Origin of the sequence: Malonomonas rubra, assembly GCF_003247215.1 — a bacterium.
Classification (GTDB): domain Bacteria; phylum Desulfobacterota; class Desulfuromonadia; order Desulfuromonadales; family Geopsychrobacteraceae; genus Malonomonas; species Malonomonas rubra_A.
On the sequence record NZ_QKAP01000011.1, the window covers coordinates 20631 to 34297 of the forward strand.

At 48.8% G+C, this 13667-nt stretch carries 12 protein-coding genes; 7 read left to right on the top strand and 5 right to left on the bottom strand.

Annotation, left to right across the window (positions count from 1 at the left end):
• Window positions 1-40: 40 nt before the first annotated feature.
• From Q7J88_RS00870 to Q7J88_RS00890, 5 genes are read right to left on the bottom strand one after another with little or no spacing between them, the layout of a single operon-like run.
• Window positions 41-688: a YceH family protein gene (locus Q7J88_RS00870; protein ID WP_303720264.1), complete on the bottom strand. Its 648-nt coding sequence runs from the start codon at window positions 686-688 to the stop codon at window positions 41-43.
• Window positions 678-1355: a DedA family protein gene (locus Q7J88_RS00875; RefSeq protein WP_303720265.1), complete on the bottom strand. Its 678-nt coding sequence runs from the start codon at window positions 1353-1355 to the stop codon at window positions 678-680. Before Q7J88_RS00875 ends, Q7J88_RS00870 begins: the two co-directional genes overlap by 11 nt.
• The gene (locus tag Q7J88_RS00880; RefSeq protein ID WP_303720266.1) at window positions 1309-1878 is read right to left on the bottom strand and encodes an HD domain-containing protein; all 570 of its coding nucleotides are present in this window, start codon (window positions 1876-1878) and stop codon (window positions 1309-1311) included. Before Q7J88_RS00880 ends, Q7J88_RS00875 begins: the two co-directional genes overlap by 47 nt.
• 7 nt (window positions 1879-1885) lie before the next feature.
• The gene (locus tag Q7J88_RS00885) at window positions 1886-2455 is read right to left on the bottom strand and encodes a hypothetical protein (RefSeq protein ID WP_303720267.1); all 570 of its coding nucleotides are present in this window, start codon (window positions 2453-2455) and stop codon (window positions 1886-1888) included.
• Between the two features lie 2 nt (window positions 2456-2457).
• Complete coding sequence (locus Q7J88_RS00890) at window positions 2458-2649, bottom strand: ferredoxin (protein WP_303720268.1); 192 nt, start codon at window positions 2647-2649, stop codon at window positions 2458-2460.
• Window positions 2650-2807: 158 nt separating this feature from the next.
• Between Q7J88_RS00890 and Q7J88_RS00895 the strand changes: the two genes are divergently transcribed.
• The 7 genes from Q7J88_RS00895 to Q7J88_RS00925 form a co-directional block, all read left to right on the top strand.
• On the top strand, window positions 2808-4301 hold the full coding sequence (locus Q7J88_RS00895; RefSeq protein ID WP_303720269.1) for a sensor histidine kinase: 1494 nt from the start codon (window positions 2808-2810) through the stop codon (window positions 4299-4301).
• A 168-nt stretch (window positions 4302-4469) separates the two neighbouring features.
• Window positions 4470-5003: a GspH/FimT family pseudopilin gene (locus Q7J88_RS00900; protein WP_303720270.1), complete on the top strand. Its 534-nt coding sequence runs from the start codon at window positions 4470-4472 to the stop codon at window positions 5001-5003.
• A complete protein-coding gene (locus tag Q7J88_RS00905; RefSeq protein WP_303720271.1) occupies window positions 5003-5704 on the top strand; it encodes a prepilin-type N-terminal cleavage/methylation domain-containing protein in 702 nt (233 codons plus the stop codon). Before Q7J88_RS00900 ends, Q7J88_RS00905 begins: the two co-directional genes overlap by 1 nt.
• Before the next feature lie 2 nt (window positions 5705-5706).
• Window positions 5707-6162 carry a prepilin-type N-terminal cleavage/methylation domain-containing protein gene (locus tag Q7J88_RS00910; protein WP_303720272.1) on the top strand — a complete coding sequence of 152 codons (456 nt, stop codon included), beginning with the start codon at window positions 5707-5709 and terminating at the stop codon, window positions 6160-6162.
• 1 nt (window position 6163) lies between these two features.
• A complete protein-coding gene (locus Q7J88_RS00915) occupies window positions 6164-6772 on the top strand; it encodes a pilus assembly PilX N-terminal domain-containing protein (protein WP_303720273.1) in 609 nt (202 codons plus the stop codon).
• A 113-nt stretch (window positions 6773-6885) separates the two neighbouring features.
• Window positions 6886-11877 (top strand): pilus assembly protein, encoded by a 4992-nt coding sequence (locus Q7J88_RS00920; protein ID WP_303720274.1) that lies wholly within the window; start codon window positions 6886-6888, stop codon window positions 11875-11877.
• 105 nt (window positions 11878-11982) lie between these two features.
• Window positions 11983-13667, top strand: a 1685-nt coding sequence (locus Q7J88_RS00925) for a ribonuclease R family protein (RefSeq protein ID WP_303720275.1), incomplete at its 3' end; no start/stop codon positions are given.

The window sequence follows — 13667 nt, forward strand, 5'->3', positions numbered from 1 at the left end:
TAAATATTAGTGGAAAGGCATCCCTTAAGATACCTATATGCTATTCAAACTGCTTGAGAAAGCTCTTGACCTCTTCTTTTAGCTCTGCCAATTCTTCTTTTAATTGTTTGACTTCTTCTTCCAGGGTTGCGATTGAGCTGCTGTGACCAGTGGTGATCACTGCAGGCGGCTGAGACAGTTCCTCCTCATCAATTGGGCCGCTGAGCAGGTGCATGTAGCGGTGTTCTTTGCGTCCGGTTTGCCGGGGCAGTTTGACCACTAGCGAAGGTTCTTTGTCAATCAGTTCCTGCAGAGTTTCATCGAGCTTGGTCAAATCCTCAAAGCGGGCCATCCGGTCGGCGCGGGAGCGAAGTTCGCCAGACGTCTGGGGACCACGTAGCAGCAGTTCTGCCAGGATCGCCAACTCATGCTCATCCAGGTAGAGTTTTTCGCGAAGGATATGGCGGAACTTGACTACCCGACTACCGGCATCCTGTGACTGCATGGCCAGTCCTTTTTTGCGCAATGAGTCGACTGCATCCAACACTTCCGCTTCTTCCAACTGCATTACCGGGTTGCGATTCGATTTCTGGTTACAGGCGTTGGTTAAAGCGTTCGGACTCAGCGGGTAGTAGTCCGGGGTGGTCAGTTCTTTTTCAATGAAGGCGCCAAGCACTCTTGCTTCAAGGGCAGACAATTCAATCTCCATGATTATCCCTTCCTGACAGTTTCAGGCTGCGGCGCAGCCAGTAATGAATAATGCTAATCACTAAAGCGAGTAGGATCAGCAATCCGAAGCGGGTACTTAGACTCTCTGCTTGTTTCCAGCTGGCTCCACCCAGATACCCGAGTCCAGGATAACTAATACCCCAAAGGATAGAGCTGATCAGTGCGTAAATGCAGAACGGACGGCCCGCCATTCTCGAGAGCCCGGCAATAAAAGGGGTAATGCCCCGGATCGGCCCGAGAAAGCGGGCGAAGAATATGCTTTTCCCGCCGTGGTCACAGAAAAAACGTTCCGATTGCTGGATCAATCGGCGATGCTTGCGAAAACTTTTCAGCGTCAGCATTTTGCTGCCGAAGTGCCCACCGAGCCAGTAACTGAGCAGGTCGCCGAGCAAGGCACCGAACGCAGTACAGAACAGGATCGGCAGGAACAGCCCTTTGCTGTGAAAAGCCAGGAAACCGGCTAAAACAATCAGGGTACTGCCGGGGACCATCAGGCCAATCATCGGTAATGATTCGCTAAAGGCGATCAAAAGCAGAAGCAGATAATAGTTGCTCCCTGTTGGCAGAAACTCTACGAATTCCTTAAGCCAAGCGTCCATATCAACCCAATTCAGGTTCGAAACGCTTGCGCCACTCTTCGAACACAATCAGTTTCTCCTCACCGAATCGGCCGATCGATTTCCTGACCATCGCAACGGTTTTCTCCTTGCCGCGTTTGTTTTCGTTTTTAGAGTAGAAGAGATCAGCATAGCAGATAATCTGCTCCTCGAGGGTGAGAGGTAGCATGTCCCGCTGGGGCAAGGGGAGTTCCTGGGTGCGGATTTCTTCAGCCGTTAAACCGATTCCGATATGGCGCTCGCAAACCAGCGCATGTTTCGGCAGGCCTTCCTTTTCAAGAATCTCGCGGCCGGCGATGCCATGACGCAGGTATGAACCGGAACCATGACAGTCCAGCTCTGGAGTATTTGTCATAATCATGCCGATATCATGCAACATGGCTGCCTCGGCAATAAACTGCAGATCAAGAGGTTCATTTGCAATGAAATTGCGTGCAATCTTCAGGGCCCTTCGCGTGACCTGACGACTATGTTCAAGCAGAATCTGTCTGGCGACCTCATGTTGGGCGTAATACTTGTTGATCAGGTCTGCTGGCCGAACAAGTTGGGGCATTGTGCACCTATTTTTGTTTTGGGTCCGGCAAAACGATTTCGGTCAAACTTTTAACGGTATCATTGAAAATCGGCAATAGTTCCTCAAAACGACACGATGGATATTCAAAAGAGATAATATAATCCCGTGCTTGCCCCTTGGTCACAATGGTTAAGCGACCGAGTCTCTCGTCTAGGTCTAGCAGCTTAAGAGCCGGTCCTGAGGCGAGCTCTATCTGTTCCATATTCCCGGTTTTCATTTCAGGAACCGTGGAGAGGTAGGAGTCCATTAAGTCGGGCAGTTGCTGCATTGAGTCGGCTGGGCGACTGCGAATCAGCATGATCCCCGAACCACGGGTTTCCGGCTCCAGATCTTTAATCTCCCATCGGACCGTGTCGGCTCTATATTGGGGCGATGAAACAGGAATCTGCAAGCGATGCCAGTTCAGTGGGTGCTTGATGGAGAAGTTAAGCCGCGCATCGATATAGAGCTGCTCGTTGAAGTCGTTGGTTGACTGTCGACTGAGCATCGAAGGAACGCAGCCGCTCAGCAGTATGCAAGACCATATTGCCAGTAGCAGGTGCCTTTTGCTCGGCATTGTTAATTTTCCCAGGTGATGCAGGCAACCGGGCAATTGTCCATCGCTTCCTCGATTTTTTCTTCACTGTCACCAAAAGGATTATGGATTCCGGCTTTATGTTCAGAAACCATGGTGAACACCTTCGGGCAGATCCGAGTGCAGGTTTCGCAGCCAATGCAGGCTTCTTCGTCAAGGTAAGGGGTTCTGGCCATTGGTTTTATCCTTTCACATCAGACTATCAGGTTCTTAATTATCCAATATTTTTCATCTGTTTTACAGTGGATAGATTCTATTCCAGGCGGATTATGCTATCTTAATAAAAATTTGTTTTTTTGAGAACACTATAAATGCATAATACCCGGAGAATTCCGTGACCAAGTCGATTGGTTTGCGCACCGAAATATTGATGACCCTCACTCTACTAATGGGGACGGCGCTGTTACTCGGCGGATTATTGATGCTGCATTTGACTGAGCAGAGCCTACTGGAGCAGAAGGTGGCGCAACTCAGATTGCATACCCAGACCATTGCCCGTTCTTTGGCAGAGAGTTACGATCCGGCGCTATCGGAAATACCTTTCAATACAGAAATAGTCAAGCAGCTTCCGGCCGGTATGTTGTATGACGGCTGGTGGTTGTATTCACAGGATTTGGCACCGCTTGCCATTTTCGCTGAGGGGAGGGCGGAGCCTTTCTCACAAATACGTTTGCAACAGGTGCGACTTTCTGGACAAGCATTTGAGAGCGTTAAATTTCCGCCAATGCTGCTGTTTTGGGATGAGGTGCTGAGGAATGCACATTTTATTGAGCCGATTCAATCGCACGGTCAAATACTCGGCTTGCTGGAAATTAGTTATTCCCTTGACGATATCCGTCAGCGGCTGTTGTTGTCGCAGCGGCTGATCCTAATATATGTTGTGCTTTACGGTATGGTACTGGTTTTGGTTGGCTATTATCTACTGCAGCGCAATGTGATTCGTCCGGCGCGGGATTTGGTTCAGGCAACTGAAAAGGTCGGCAGTGGCAATTTGGAAACCTGGTTGCCAGTTGCTGGGCCGACCGAGATTGCGCAGTTGGCTTCTTCCTACAACAACATGGTCGAGGCCTTGCGGCGGAGTCATGCGGAAAGCGAGGCACATATTGCCGCTCTGGAGAAGGCTAACCGAGAATTACATCGCACACGTGATGAACTGATCCGTAGCGAAAAACTTGCTTCGGTAGGCCAACTTGCAGCCGGCCTAGCCCACGAACTGGGCAACCCGCTGGCGGCAGTAATTGGGTATCTGGAGCTGTTGAAGCATCAACTGCTTGAGGGAGCACAGAAGGATATTGTTGGGCGATCCCTTGCGGAAACGGCCCGTATTGATTTTCTAGTGCGTGAACTGCTTGATTTCTCCCGACCTGATGAGAATGCACAAATTGAGGGTCTAAATATTGCGGAGGTGCTTTGGGCTTCAGTTCAATTGTTGAGTAACCAGGGGGCATTAGGGAAGGTAGAGATTATTGAAACTTTGCCGAAAAACCTTGCCCTAGTCAGGGTAAATCGTAATAAATTACAGCAGGTTTTTGTAAATATCCTGCTGAATGCTGTACAGGCATGCGGTGATACAGGGTGGATTAAATTGACAGGTGGACAGGGCGAGAAAGCTGTCTGGGTTTCAATTGAGGATAGCGGGGATGGTATAGCAGAGTCCGATATGCTGAAAATTTTTGATCCCTTTTATACGACCAAGCCTGTCGGTCAAGGTACGGGTTTAGGTTTGACGATCTGCCAAAGGATTGTTGCGGAAATGAGAGGATCGATCGAGGTTGTCCCATCGCCACTTGGCGGAGGTGGTTTTAGGGTTATTCTACCGGAAATGTAACTGCGCAATATTTGCACGCCTTTTGTGTGCAGATTTTGCATGTCCGGCTCTCTGAGAATGTTAGGGTTTGCTAAGTAATTAATGGTAAAAAGAAAAATGAAAAATAAAGGTGGCAGGGAATTTGCTTTTTATTAAATAGGCAATGCCACATCTAAGGGAAGGGTGAAAATGGAAAACTCACGTGGTTTTACACTATTGGAGCTTATAATTGTTGTTGCTCTGATTGGCATAATGGTGGCCGTTGCGATCCCAAGTATAAATACTTGGATGCCTAATTATCGGCTAAAAGGGGCAGCAAGGGATTTATACAGTGCAATGATGAAAGCGAAGAGTGAGGCGATCAAGCGTAACGTCAACTGTGCCATCACTTTTAACCAGTCGGTCGGTGGAGTGACTCAAGCATATGTCGTTTATGTCGATGGGAACCAGAATTGTGAATTTGATGCAGGCGAGGAAATTGTTGCACAAGTCACCACTTTTCCGAACGGGGTTTACTTTGATACAGCTAAACCAGGGAATGGTGTTGACATTTCTGTTAATGATGTCGACAACCCAACCATTGTTTTTCGCCCCAATGGCATTCCGCGCTACAACAATCCTGCGATTGTGGACGATGGTGATGTGTATTTGATCAACAGTAAAAGTAGGACTCGCAGGGTTCATGTCAACCTGGCTGGTAATGTATGGATACGGGAAAACTGATGAGAATGAAGCGGATGGATAAAAGAGGGTTTACCCTTGTTGAACTGTTAGTGGCGATGGTTGTATCCGGCATCGTGATGACCGGAATCTATTCGGCTTTTAAAAACCAGCAGGACAGTTTTATTGCTCAGGATCAAGTCGCTGAAGTACAGCAGAATCTGCGGGCCGGATTGAACTTTTTCACACATGAACTGCGTATGGCTGGTTATGATCCGGATAACGCGGTTTCTGCCGGCTTTACTACTGCCACTGCGAGTACTGTTGGATTTTCTTTTGTGGCCGATAACGACGGTATCGATAACGATAATGCCGACGGGGATGATGATACGACTACCGGTGTGGATGAAGCTAACGAAATGAATCAGGTTCAGTACGAACTTTTCGATGACGGAGGGGATGGCGATACTGATCTCGTCCGGTCGGTTTACGGCGGGGACAAGGTCGTCATTGCAGAAAATATCGAAAATATTCAATTTTACTATACACTTGCAGACGGTACCCAGACCCTGGCGCCAGGTTCCTTGGGGGATATTCGTGCGGTCACTGTTTCGATTCTGGCCAGAGCCGATCGTCCGGATAAAAATTATACTCACAGTGGCACTTACCCGCCAAAATTTGGGGCGGAATGGGTCCCAACGAACGATAATTACCGGCGTCGTTTTCAGATCATTAGGATCAATTGTCGCAATATGGGATTGTAGGAATGAACAAGACTTTCAAAAAGAGTGAATCAGGGTTCAGTCTGATAGAAGTGTTGATAGCACTTTTCGTTTTTGCCGTGGGTATTTTGGGGATGGCAAGCATGCAGCTGACCGCCATTTCTGGCAACAGCCAAGCCAATGGTATCTCTCAGTCCGCGACTTGGGGTGCGGACAGAGTTGAAGTCCTGATGGCTGATGATTACGATGCTGCAGATCTGGATGATACGGTGTCTGTTGGTACCCCGCCTGCTCTTCCTGCGGATGTGGATGCGGCGCTTGACGATTTCACGACTGCCCATCAAGATGCGGGTGCGCCTGAGCACTATGAAATTTTCTGGAATGTTGTGGAGAATTATCCGATAGAAAACTGCAAAACGATTCGCATTCACACACGACGCAACGACAAGGGTACCCTCAAGGTTGTTTCCCTGAATTTTGCCAAGATGCGGGGGATTTAAAATGAAACTAGGCAATTTTATAACAAGAAAATTGAGCGGAGAGGGCGGTTTTGTTCTTATAACATCTTTGATTTTCTTGGTGGTGTTGACCATAATCGGCATTGCCGCGACAAATACGACCGTATTCGAACTTCTGGTTTCCGGGAATGATCGTACCACCAAAGAATCTTTTTACTCGGCTGAGGGGGGGCTGGAAGTTGGCGCTGAGTTGATTGAACAGAGTATCTGGGATTTCCCCAGTGTTACGCTTCCTGCCAGCGCAAGCAGTGATGCCGATTCCCAGTTGGGTAGCGTACACATCATTGGTGATTATTCGCAACTCCCCGCGAGTCCGTATTTTGCTCCAGATTCTCTTCCTTCTAGCCCGAATGCCTTTTACAGCTATGCCGATCAAACTCCAGATTTAACGTCGATTCCGCGCACGGAACTTTGGTTTGCGGGGCAGACAGTACAGGTCGCTGGCGGTTCTTTGCAACAGCTGTCCGGATACCAAGGAGCTGGCAAGGGGAGTGCTGGCGGCGGTGGTGGAACCCTGTTCGACATTCATTCCCATACTCAGGGAAAGAACAACAGTCGTTCATGTCTGCTAATGCAATGGCTGCACATGTAACGTGTGGTGTTTGTATAAACATAACGCAGTCTATTAATTGAATCGTCGGGCAGAAGAATGATGAGACCGACTAAGAATAAATCCACAACTGGTTGTGGGTGGAGGAATAGATTATGGGGTTGAAGAAGACGATCAAGATGAAAGTTTTGTCGCTTGTATTGGCTGTTGCGCTGGTTAACATCGGGGCGCTGCCCGGCTATGCCGTGGCACCGGATCCCTTGGTATGTACAAAAGGGGTGGCTACACCTCCTTTTCTGAATACCGGAGTTGATCCGAATCTGATGCTGGTGATCGACAATTCAGCCAGTATGTACGACCTGGCTTTCGTGGAAAATGCCGCTTATTGCTATGACGATAGTTACGATCCGACAACAAACACCTATTCGGGTTTTTTTGATGAGACCGGATGGTACCAATATGATACCGCGAACAATCAATTTGTGACGGTGACCGATGCTGATGCTGCCACTGCCTGCAGTACAGCGGCCCTGAAGAAAACTGTGCCAGTTGCTAATGGCATAGATGTTGACGACATCTGTCTGGATGAAGACGCCACAACCCCTTCAAATACAGTTTTTCTTGCCAGGGGGCGTTTTCTGAACTGGGCTATCGTCTCCAAGATGGATATTGAAAAGAAGATCCTGACCGGCGGCAAGTTTGATGCGGCTAACAGCGTCCTGCAATTGGAATCACGGGGTTGCTTGGAGCGGCGCTTCAGCAAACAGACCGCCTTTGATTCCGGAGCCAAACTGACTCTGGCTGTACGCCCCGCTGACGTTGCGGCTGGCGACTACAGTAGCCGTATTGAACTCTTTCCGGCGACGAGCAGCGGTTATGTTCATAACAGCTGCCAGTTGGCCGTTGAAGAGATGAAAAAAGAGAGTCCTAACCTTGGGCAAATTGGTGTTTATATAGATGATTGTATGGGGTTCGATGCAGCCAATAATACGCCTGAAGCCGCTTCTAATTCAGCGTTTAATCATTCCGTTCAGGACTGCTGGTACATAAATAAATTTGGTCTGGATCAATGGGAGCTTGCATCAGTTGGTTCGATAGCCAGAATCAAAAACGATTGTGAAAACGTGTATGATGCTCCCCTGAATCCTAGGGATATCGGAATCGATCACAGTGGTTACATATGTTCTGGAGACTATTTGGCCTCTGTTGATGCGCCTCTTTCCGATCGTGGTTACGTTGGTCGTTGCTGGAGTGTAGGAGAAGGTGCAGCCACTGAAGCTGATATCCCGCGAGCGTGTACCGATGAACCAGAGTCAGGTGCCAATCCAAGATGTAGTAATGAATTAGGGTCTAATGATGGCATCGTCTATCAGTGCAGTGGTAATTACAATTCTTCACAGGACACCTGTAACAAGGACTGGGTTCCTATATATGATTCTACCGGCGGAGGCGCTGCAGATTATGTAGGCTGGTTACCCGATTCGACTCATGTTGTTTTTGATCAATCTATTGAACAAGATTCGTGTGTTATGCAAGGCCTACTTGATTATTGCAGCTTTCTGAATTTTCCTGAAGTTATTGACCCGAGCGACCAAGCGACTGGTGTCGGTGATGCGACCGCTGATTTGTGGAACCTACCGTCCATATTGGTCGATTCAGGCATTAAGGATCAATTGGCAGAACCGTTGTTGGTTATGACGGGCAGACTGGCACAATCTGAGATACCAACTGGTCTGATCCAGAAGTATGCTGACTCTATCCGCATGGGTGCGATGACCTTCAACGATGATGGTGCCAAAAGTGAGTGCGATACGTCCGATCCTTATGTTACCTATGCTTGCGATGATCCAGCAAATCGCGATGGCGGCGCTGTGCTCACCGAAATTGCTAAAAGCACAGCGCATACCAGCGACCTGATTTCAGATATTAACCGTGTGGTTGCTGATACTTGGACTCCGTTGGGGGAAGCCATGTACAATGCAGTCGGATACTATCGTCAGGACGATAGTATCCGACTGGATGCTAGTGATTTTACCATAACAGCTGATCCGACAACTGATCCGATTACCAACTGGTGTCAGGCCAATAATGTTCTGCTGGTTACAGATGGTGCTCCTACTGCCGACCAAGCTGCAACCATGAGTAATTTTATCAATAGTACACTGGGTACTACACTGGGATATACACTGGAAGGTGCGACCTGCCCGGAACTCCACGGCAGCACATATCTTAAAGATTTAACTAAGTTCGCCAATGAGGATATCTGGTACGACCAGACCTTTCCTGCAGGAGAAGAACGCCGCAATGTCTCTACCCATATTGTCGCCGCCGGCAGTTTCAGAGAATCTGGCACAGATGCTTGCCTGGCGGAGAACCTGTTAACTGATGCTGCTAGCAACGGAGGAACACAGCTTTACCAGGCTGAGAATTTCAACCAGTTAGGAGTGGCTCTAGAGGCGGCTTTCAGCAATATTCGTGCAGGAGCTTCGGCCGGTTCTGCCGCGTCGGTCATTTCTTCCTCTCGGAGCGGCGAAGGAGCTATCTATCAAGCTATATTCTGGCCCAGCAAGCCGTCTTCTGACTTGAATTCGACAGTAGAAGTCAAATGGGCTGGCGAGGTACATTCCCTGTTTATAGATGAAAATGGCTACATGTACGAGGATACCGACGATGACCGTGTTCTTGATGATACAGACAAGCGGGTCATTATCTATTTCGACGATACAACCCTGACCAGTCGGGCATGTTATACAAATCCTGTTGGCAATACTTGTAGCGATTCAGTTGATTTGGACGCTGTTCATTACCTTTGGTCTGCCAACGACTGGTTAGCCAAGATTTCCAACAGCAGCTTTTCGCTCTATGATGAAGATGATCAATACCAGAATCGTTCCTCTTACATTTCCAATGCACGACGACGTTATATTTTTACGTGGAACGATCTAGACAATGACGTTGTTGTGGATAGCAATGAAGTTATCCCCTTTGTTAGCGGAAACCTCGCTTCGGCTGCAGGTTCGCCTACGGATTGGGCTGGTTTGACGACGAGCGGAGCACGTGGGCCTGTTGCTAACGATTTTAATGTTGCTAATGATGGGAATGCCAATACAAATATTAACAATATTGTCGACTGGATTAGGGGGGTTGAGGTAACTGATTCCAGATCGCGGACCATCAAGAAAAAAATGGCAGGTCTCGCAACAGACCCGGAAGTCGTTTGGCGTTTGGGAGATGTCATCCATTCAACACCGACTGCGGTCGCTAGACCGATGGAGAACCTTCATCTACTTTACCGAGATCAGACATACTCTGATTTCGTTGCACGTTGGGCGAATCGCCGACATATGATTTATTTTGGAGCTAATGATGGCATGATGCATGCCATTAATGCAGGTTTTTATAAAGAAAATAGTAAAAAATTCTGTTTGACGGCAGATTGTGCGGATGAGGGAAACGCACCAGAGCTTGGCGCTGAGATGTGGGCTTATGTCCCTTACAATCTTATGCCCCATCTCAAATGTTTGACTGATCCCAACTATGTATATGCTCATAAGTATTATGTAGATCAGCCTCCTAGGGTTTTTGATGCCCGGATCTTTACTGCCGAGGGCGCCTGCTCCGATAGTGACAAAGGACCCAGGCATGTGGATTGTATTCATCCGAATGGTTGGGGCACGATTCTGGTTGGTTCCATGCGGTTCGGCGGGGCAAGAATTAATGCAGTAGATTTGAATGGGGTTGCAGGTGAAACTCGCACCTTCCAATCATCCTATTTTGTGATGGACATCACCAATCCAGAAGCCCCCCCTGTACTGCTCGGTGAATTGGTTAGGAAGGAAGGAGATGCTCAGTTGGGGTTTACCACAGCCGTGCCTACCCCCGTGGTTATGAAAGACGATGCCGGGGCTGGCTCGTGGTATCTAATGATGGGGAGCGGCCCGTCCTCTAATGATGGTGTGAATTACCCAGATGGTGCCAACACAGCGGCATTGGAAGGTAAGAGTAATCAGCAGCCAAGGGTTGCGGTTTTCCCGCTGCAGGGTCTAACCACCGCATTACCGAAGATCCCTTTTAGGATACCGGATGCGGCACCGACCAGTTCGACGCCAGGTAGATATGTCTTGGACGATGCTACTCTAGGGGCTGGTAATGGTTCTGCAAACGGTTTTGTCTCAGATATGATTTCTGTGGATTATGATCTTGATTTTTTCTACAAATCTGATGCTGTGTATTTTGGCACGGTTGAGCATGGTTCCGATACTACAATGGCCACTGCATCGTTCGCGGATGATTGGGATGGTCGTCTCTACCGCTTGGTGATGGACCCAAATGCTACCGGAGCATCGACTACGCCTAATGTATGGGAATTACATCTTCTCTTGAATGCTGGGCAGCCGATCACAGCGGCTCCCGCTGTCGCGACGGACTTGAATCGTTATTGGATTTATTTTGGTACCGGCCGTTTTTTTGATGCTGATATCGATAAGCAAGATGATGCACAACAATCCTTTTACGGGATAAAGGAACCAGTCGACTGCACAGCAGCCGATCTTCCTTTTACTTGGGCAGAAATTGATAAAGCTGATTTGTTTGACGTGAGTGACTTACTGGTGACCGAGTCCGCTACGGCGAACACGACTGGTAATCTGGCAAATGCAGTTGATAATTCGGGTAATGCTATAACTAGCTTAGGCACCCTTAGTAATTATATCGCTGGTTCTCCTGGATCATGTAGTAGCGATCCGGTTGATGGATGGTATCGTGATTTTTCACGTGTCCGTGAGCGGAATGTCGGTCAGGCAACTGTATTGGGTGGTCTTCTGACTTTTACCACTTATCAGCCTTTTAGCGATCCCTGTATGCAGGATGGACAGGCGTATTTGTTTGGATTGAATTATCTGACGGGAACTGCCAATAATTTGTCCGTATTTGTGAATCAGGGGTTAGACAATACAACGGTTTTAGAGAGTATTTCGATTGGCCGTGGTTTGGCTACGACACCTAACCTCCATGTAGGCGCAGGGGATGACGGCCCAACCGCGTTCGTGCAGACCAGTACTGGTGAAATTGTGGAGCTTCCCCAGACGAATCTACCGAATCCTTTTAAGACAGGTCGAAAGAGCTGGCTAGAAAAGTCTTGTCCTTAAATATGTGGTGTTGTAGTAATCCTTAGCTGGCTTAGAGGGGCGTTCCGATGGAAATTTCAGGAGCCCCTCTTTTTTCTGTGTTTATGTTTAGGAGGATTTCCTTTTTTGCTGGAAAAAAAACTTTGCAACCTATTTAAACGTTATCCGCACAAGTCGCTGCAGCGGCGCGATATTGCCGAAATTCTGAACCTGCATGGCGGTGAGCGGAAGCAATTGACAGCTATATTGCGAAAAATGGTGTCTGACGGAATGGTTGAACTGAAAAAGGGGAGGTATCGCCAAGGGCAGCAGACGCAGGCGATTCAGGGTACATTCTCTCTCGCGGAGCGAGGCTACGGATTTGTGCGGCCGGAAATTTCGCAGCGGGAAGATTTGTTCATTCCGGAAAAGTCGGTCGCTGATGCCATGCATGGTGACCTGGTTTCAGCGCAACAACTTGGTTTCGATCGCAGCGGTCGGCCATACGGGAAGATAATCAAGATTCTGCAGCGGGCACATCGTTCGGTGCTTGGTATCTATCATCAGCAGCGCGGACGCGCCTGGGTTGTGCCGCTCGATCAGTACGTTGCTAAAACCGTTTATGTACGGATGGAGGGGAGCATTGATGCAGAACCGGGTCAGGTCGTACGGGTGGAATTTCTCCGCTATCCGTCCGCTAAGTCTGCCGGGAGTGGGCGGGTTGTAGAAGTTCTTGGTGATCAGGATGATCCGCAGGTCGATATCGAAACCGTGATTCGCACTTATGAGCTCCCGCGATATTTTTCAATGCCCGCGCTTGTCGAGGCCGAGTCGGTAGCAACCGGAATCGTACCTGAAGATTTGACGGATCGCACTGATCTAAGAGGTTTGCCGTTGGTAACCATTGATGGCGAGACGGCAAAGGACTTCGACGATGCTGTGGCTTTGCGGCAAGAGGAAGAGGGCAAATTTCGACTCTGGGTCTGTATTGCGGATGTTGCCCATTATGTAACAACGAAGGGCGCACTTGATGGAGATGCCCGTGAGAGGGGGACCAGTATTTATTTTCCCGGTTATTGTCTGCCGATGCTGCCGGAAAATTTGAGCAACGGCATCTGTTCGTTAAATCCGCATGAAGATCGCTTGGTGATGGCAGTCGAGTTGTTGTTTGATAATCGCGGCCATTGTGTCAAAGCTGATTTCTATCCAGCGGTGATGCGTAGTGCCGCCCGCCTAACATACACCGAAGTTGCAAATTTTTTAAGCCTTGCCGAGAAAACGAACGATCTACCTGTGTCGGTTGCAGAACAGCTGCCGCTGATGGCTGAGTTGGCTGGATTGCTTGGGAAAATGCGCCGAGAGCGGGGGTGCTTGGAGTTGGATGTGCCGGATGTGGAGATCGAACTGGATGAAAGTGGCTTCCCACGCGCGGTTTCGAAAACCAAGCGCACTATAGCGCACCGTTTGATCGAAGAGTTCATGCTGGCGGCCAACGAAGCCGTGGCAGATTTTTTAGAGAAACGAAACTATTCGTTTCTCTATCGTGTTCATGAACAGCCGACTCTCGATAAGTTGCAGGAGTTTCAGCAGCTGGCAGCTGAGTGTGGTGTCGGTTTGGTGTTGCAGAAAAATCTACAGCGGGAAATACAGCGCCTGCTTGACGAAATTGCTGAACGGCCTGAAGCTCGTTTGCTTAATCAGCAGTTGTTACGCAGCCTGCAGCAGGCCCAATATACGCCTCTGAATAAGGGACACTTCGGTCTAGCTGCCCAATCTTATTGTCATTTCACCTCTCCGATCCGTCGCTACCCCGATCTGCAGGTGCATCGCAC

Coding starts and splice junctions, on each gene's coding strand:
- Q7J88_RS00910 (WP_303720272.1), top strand. CDS start 5,707: ATGAACAAGACTTTCAAAAAGAGTGAATCAGGGTTCAGTCTGATAGAA.
- Q7J88_RS00900 (WP_303720270.1), top strand. CDS start 4,470: ATGGAAAACTCACGTGGTTTTACACTATTGGAGCTTATAATTGTTGTT.
- Q7J88_RS00885 (WP_303720267.1), bottom strand. CDS start 2,455: ATGCCGAGCAAAAGGCACCTGCTACTGGCAATATGGTCTTGCATACTG.
- Q7J88_RS00905 (WP_303720271.1), top strand. CDS start 5,003: ATGAGAATGAAGCGGATGGATAAAAGAGGGTTTACCCTTGTTGAACTG.
- Q7J88_RS00880 (WP_303720266.1), bottom strand. CDS start 1,878: ATGCCCCAACTTGTTCGGCCAGCAGACCTGATCAACAAGTATTACGCC.
- Q7J88_RS00870 (WP_303720264.1), bottom strand. CDS start 688: ATGGAGATTGAATTGTCTGCCCTTGAAGCAAGAGTGCTTGGCGCCTTC.
- Q7J88_RS00915 (WP_303720273.1), top strand. CDS start 6,164: ATGAAACTAGGCAATTTTATAACAAGAAAATTGAGCGGAGAGGGCGGT.
- Q7J88_RS00920 (WP_303720274.1), top strand. CDS start 6,886: ATGGGGTTGAAGAAGACGATCAAGATGAAAGTTTTGTCGCTTGTATTG.
- Q7J88_RS00890 (WP_303720268.1), bottom strand. CDS start 2,649: ATGGCCAGAACCCCTTACCTTGACGAAGAAGCCTGCATTGGCTGCGAA.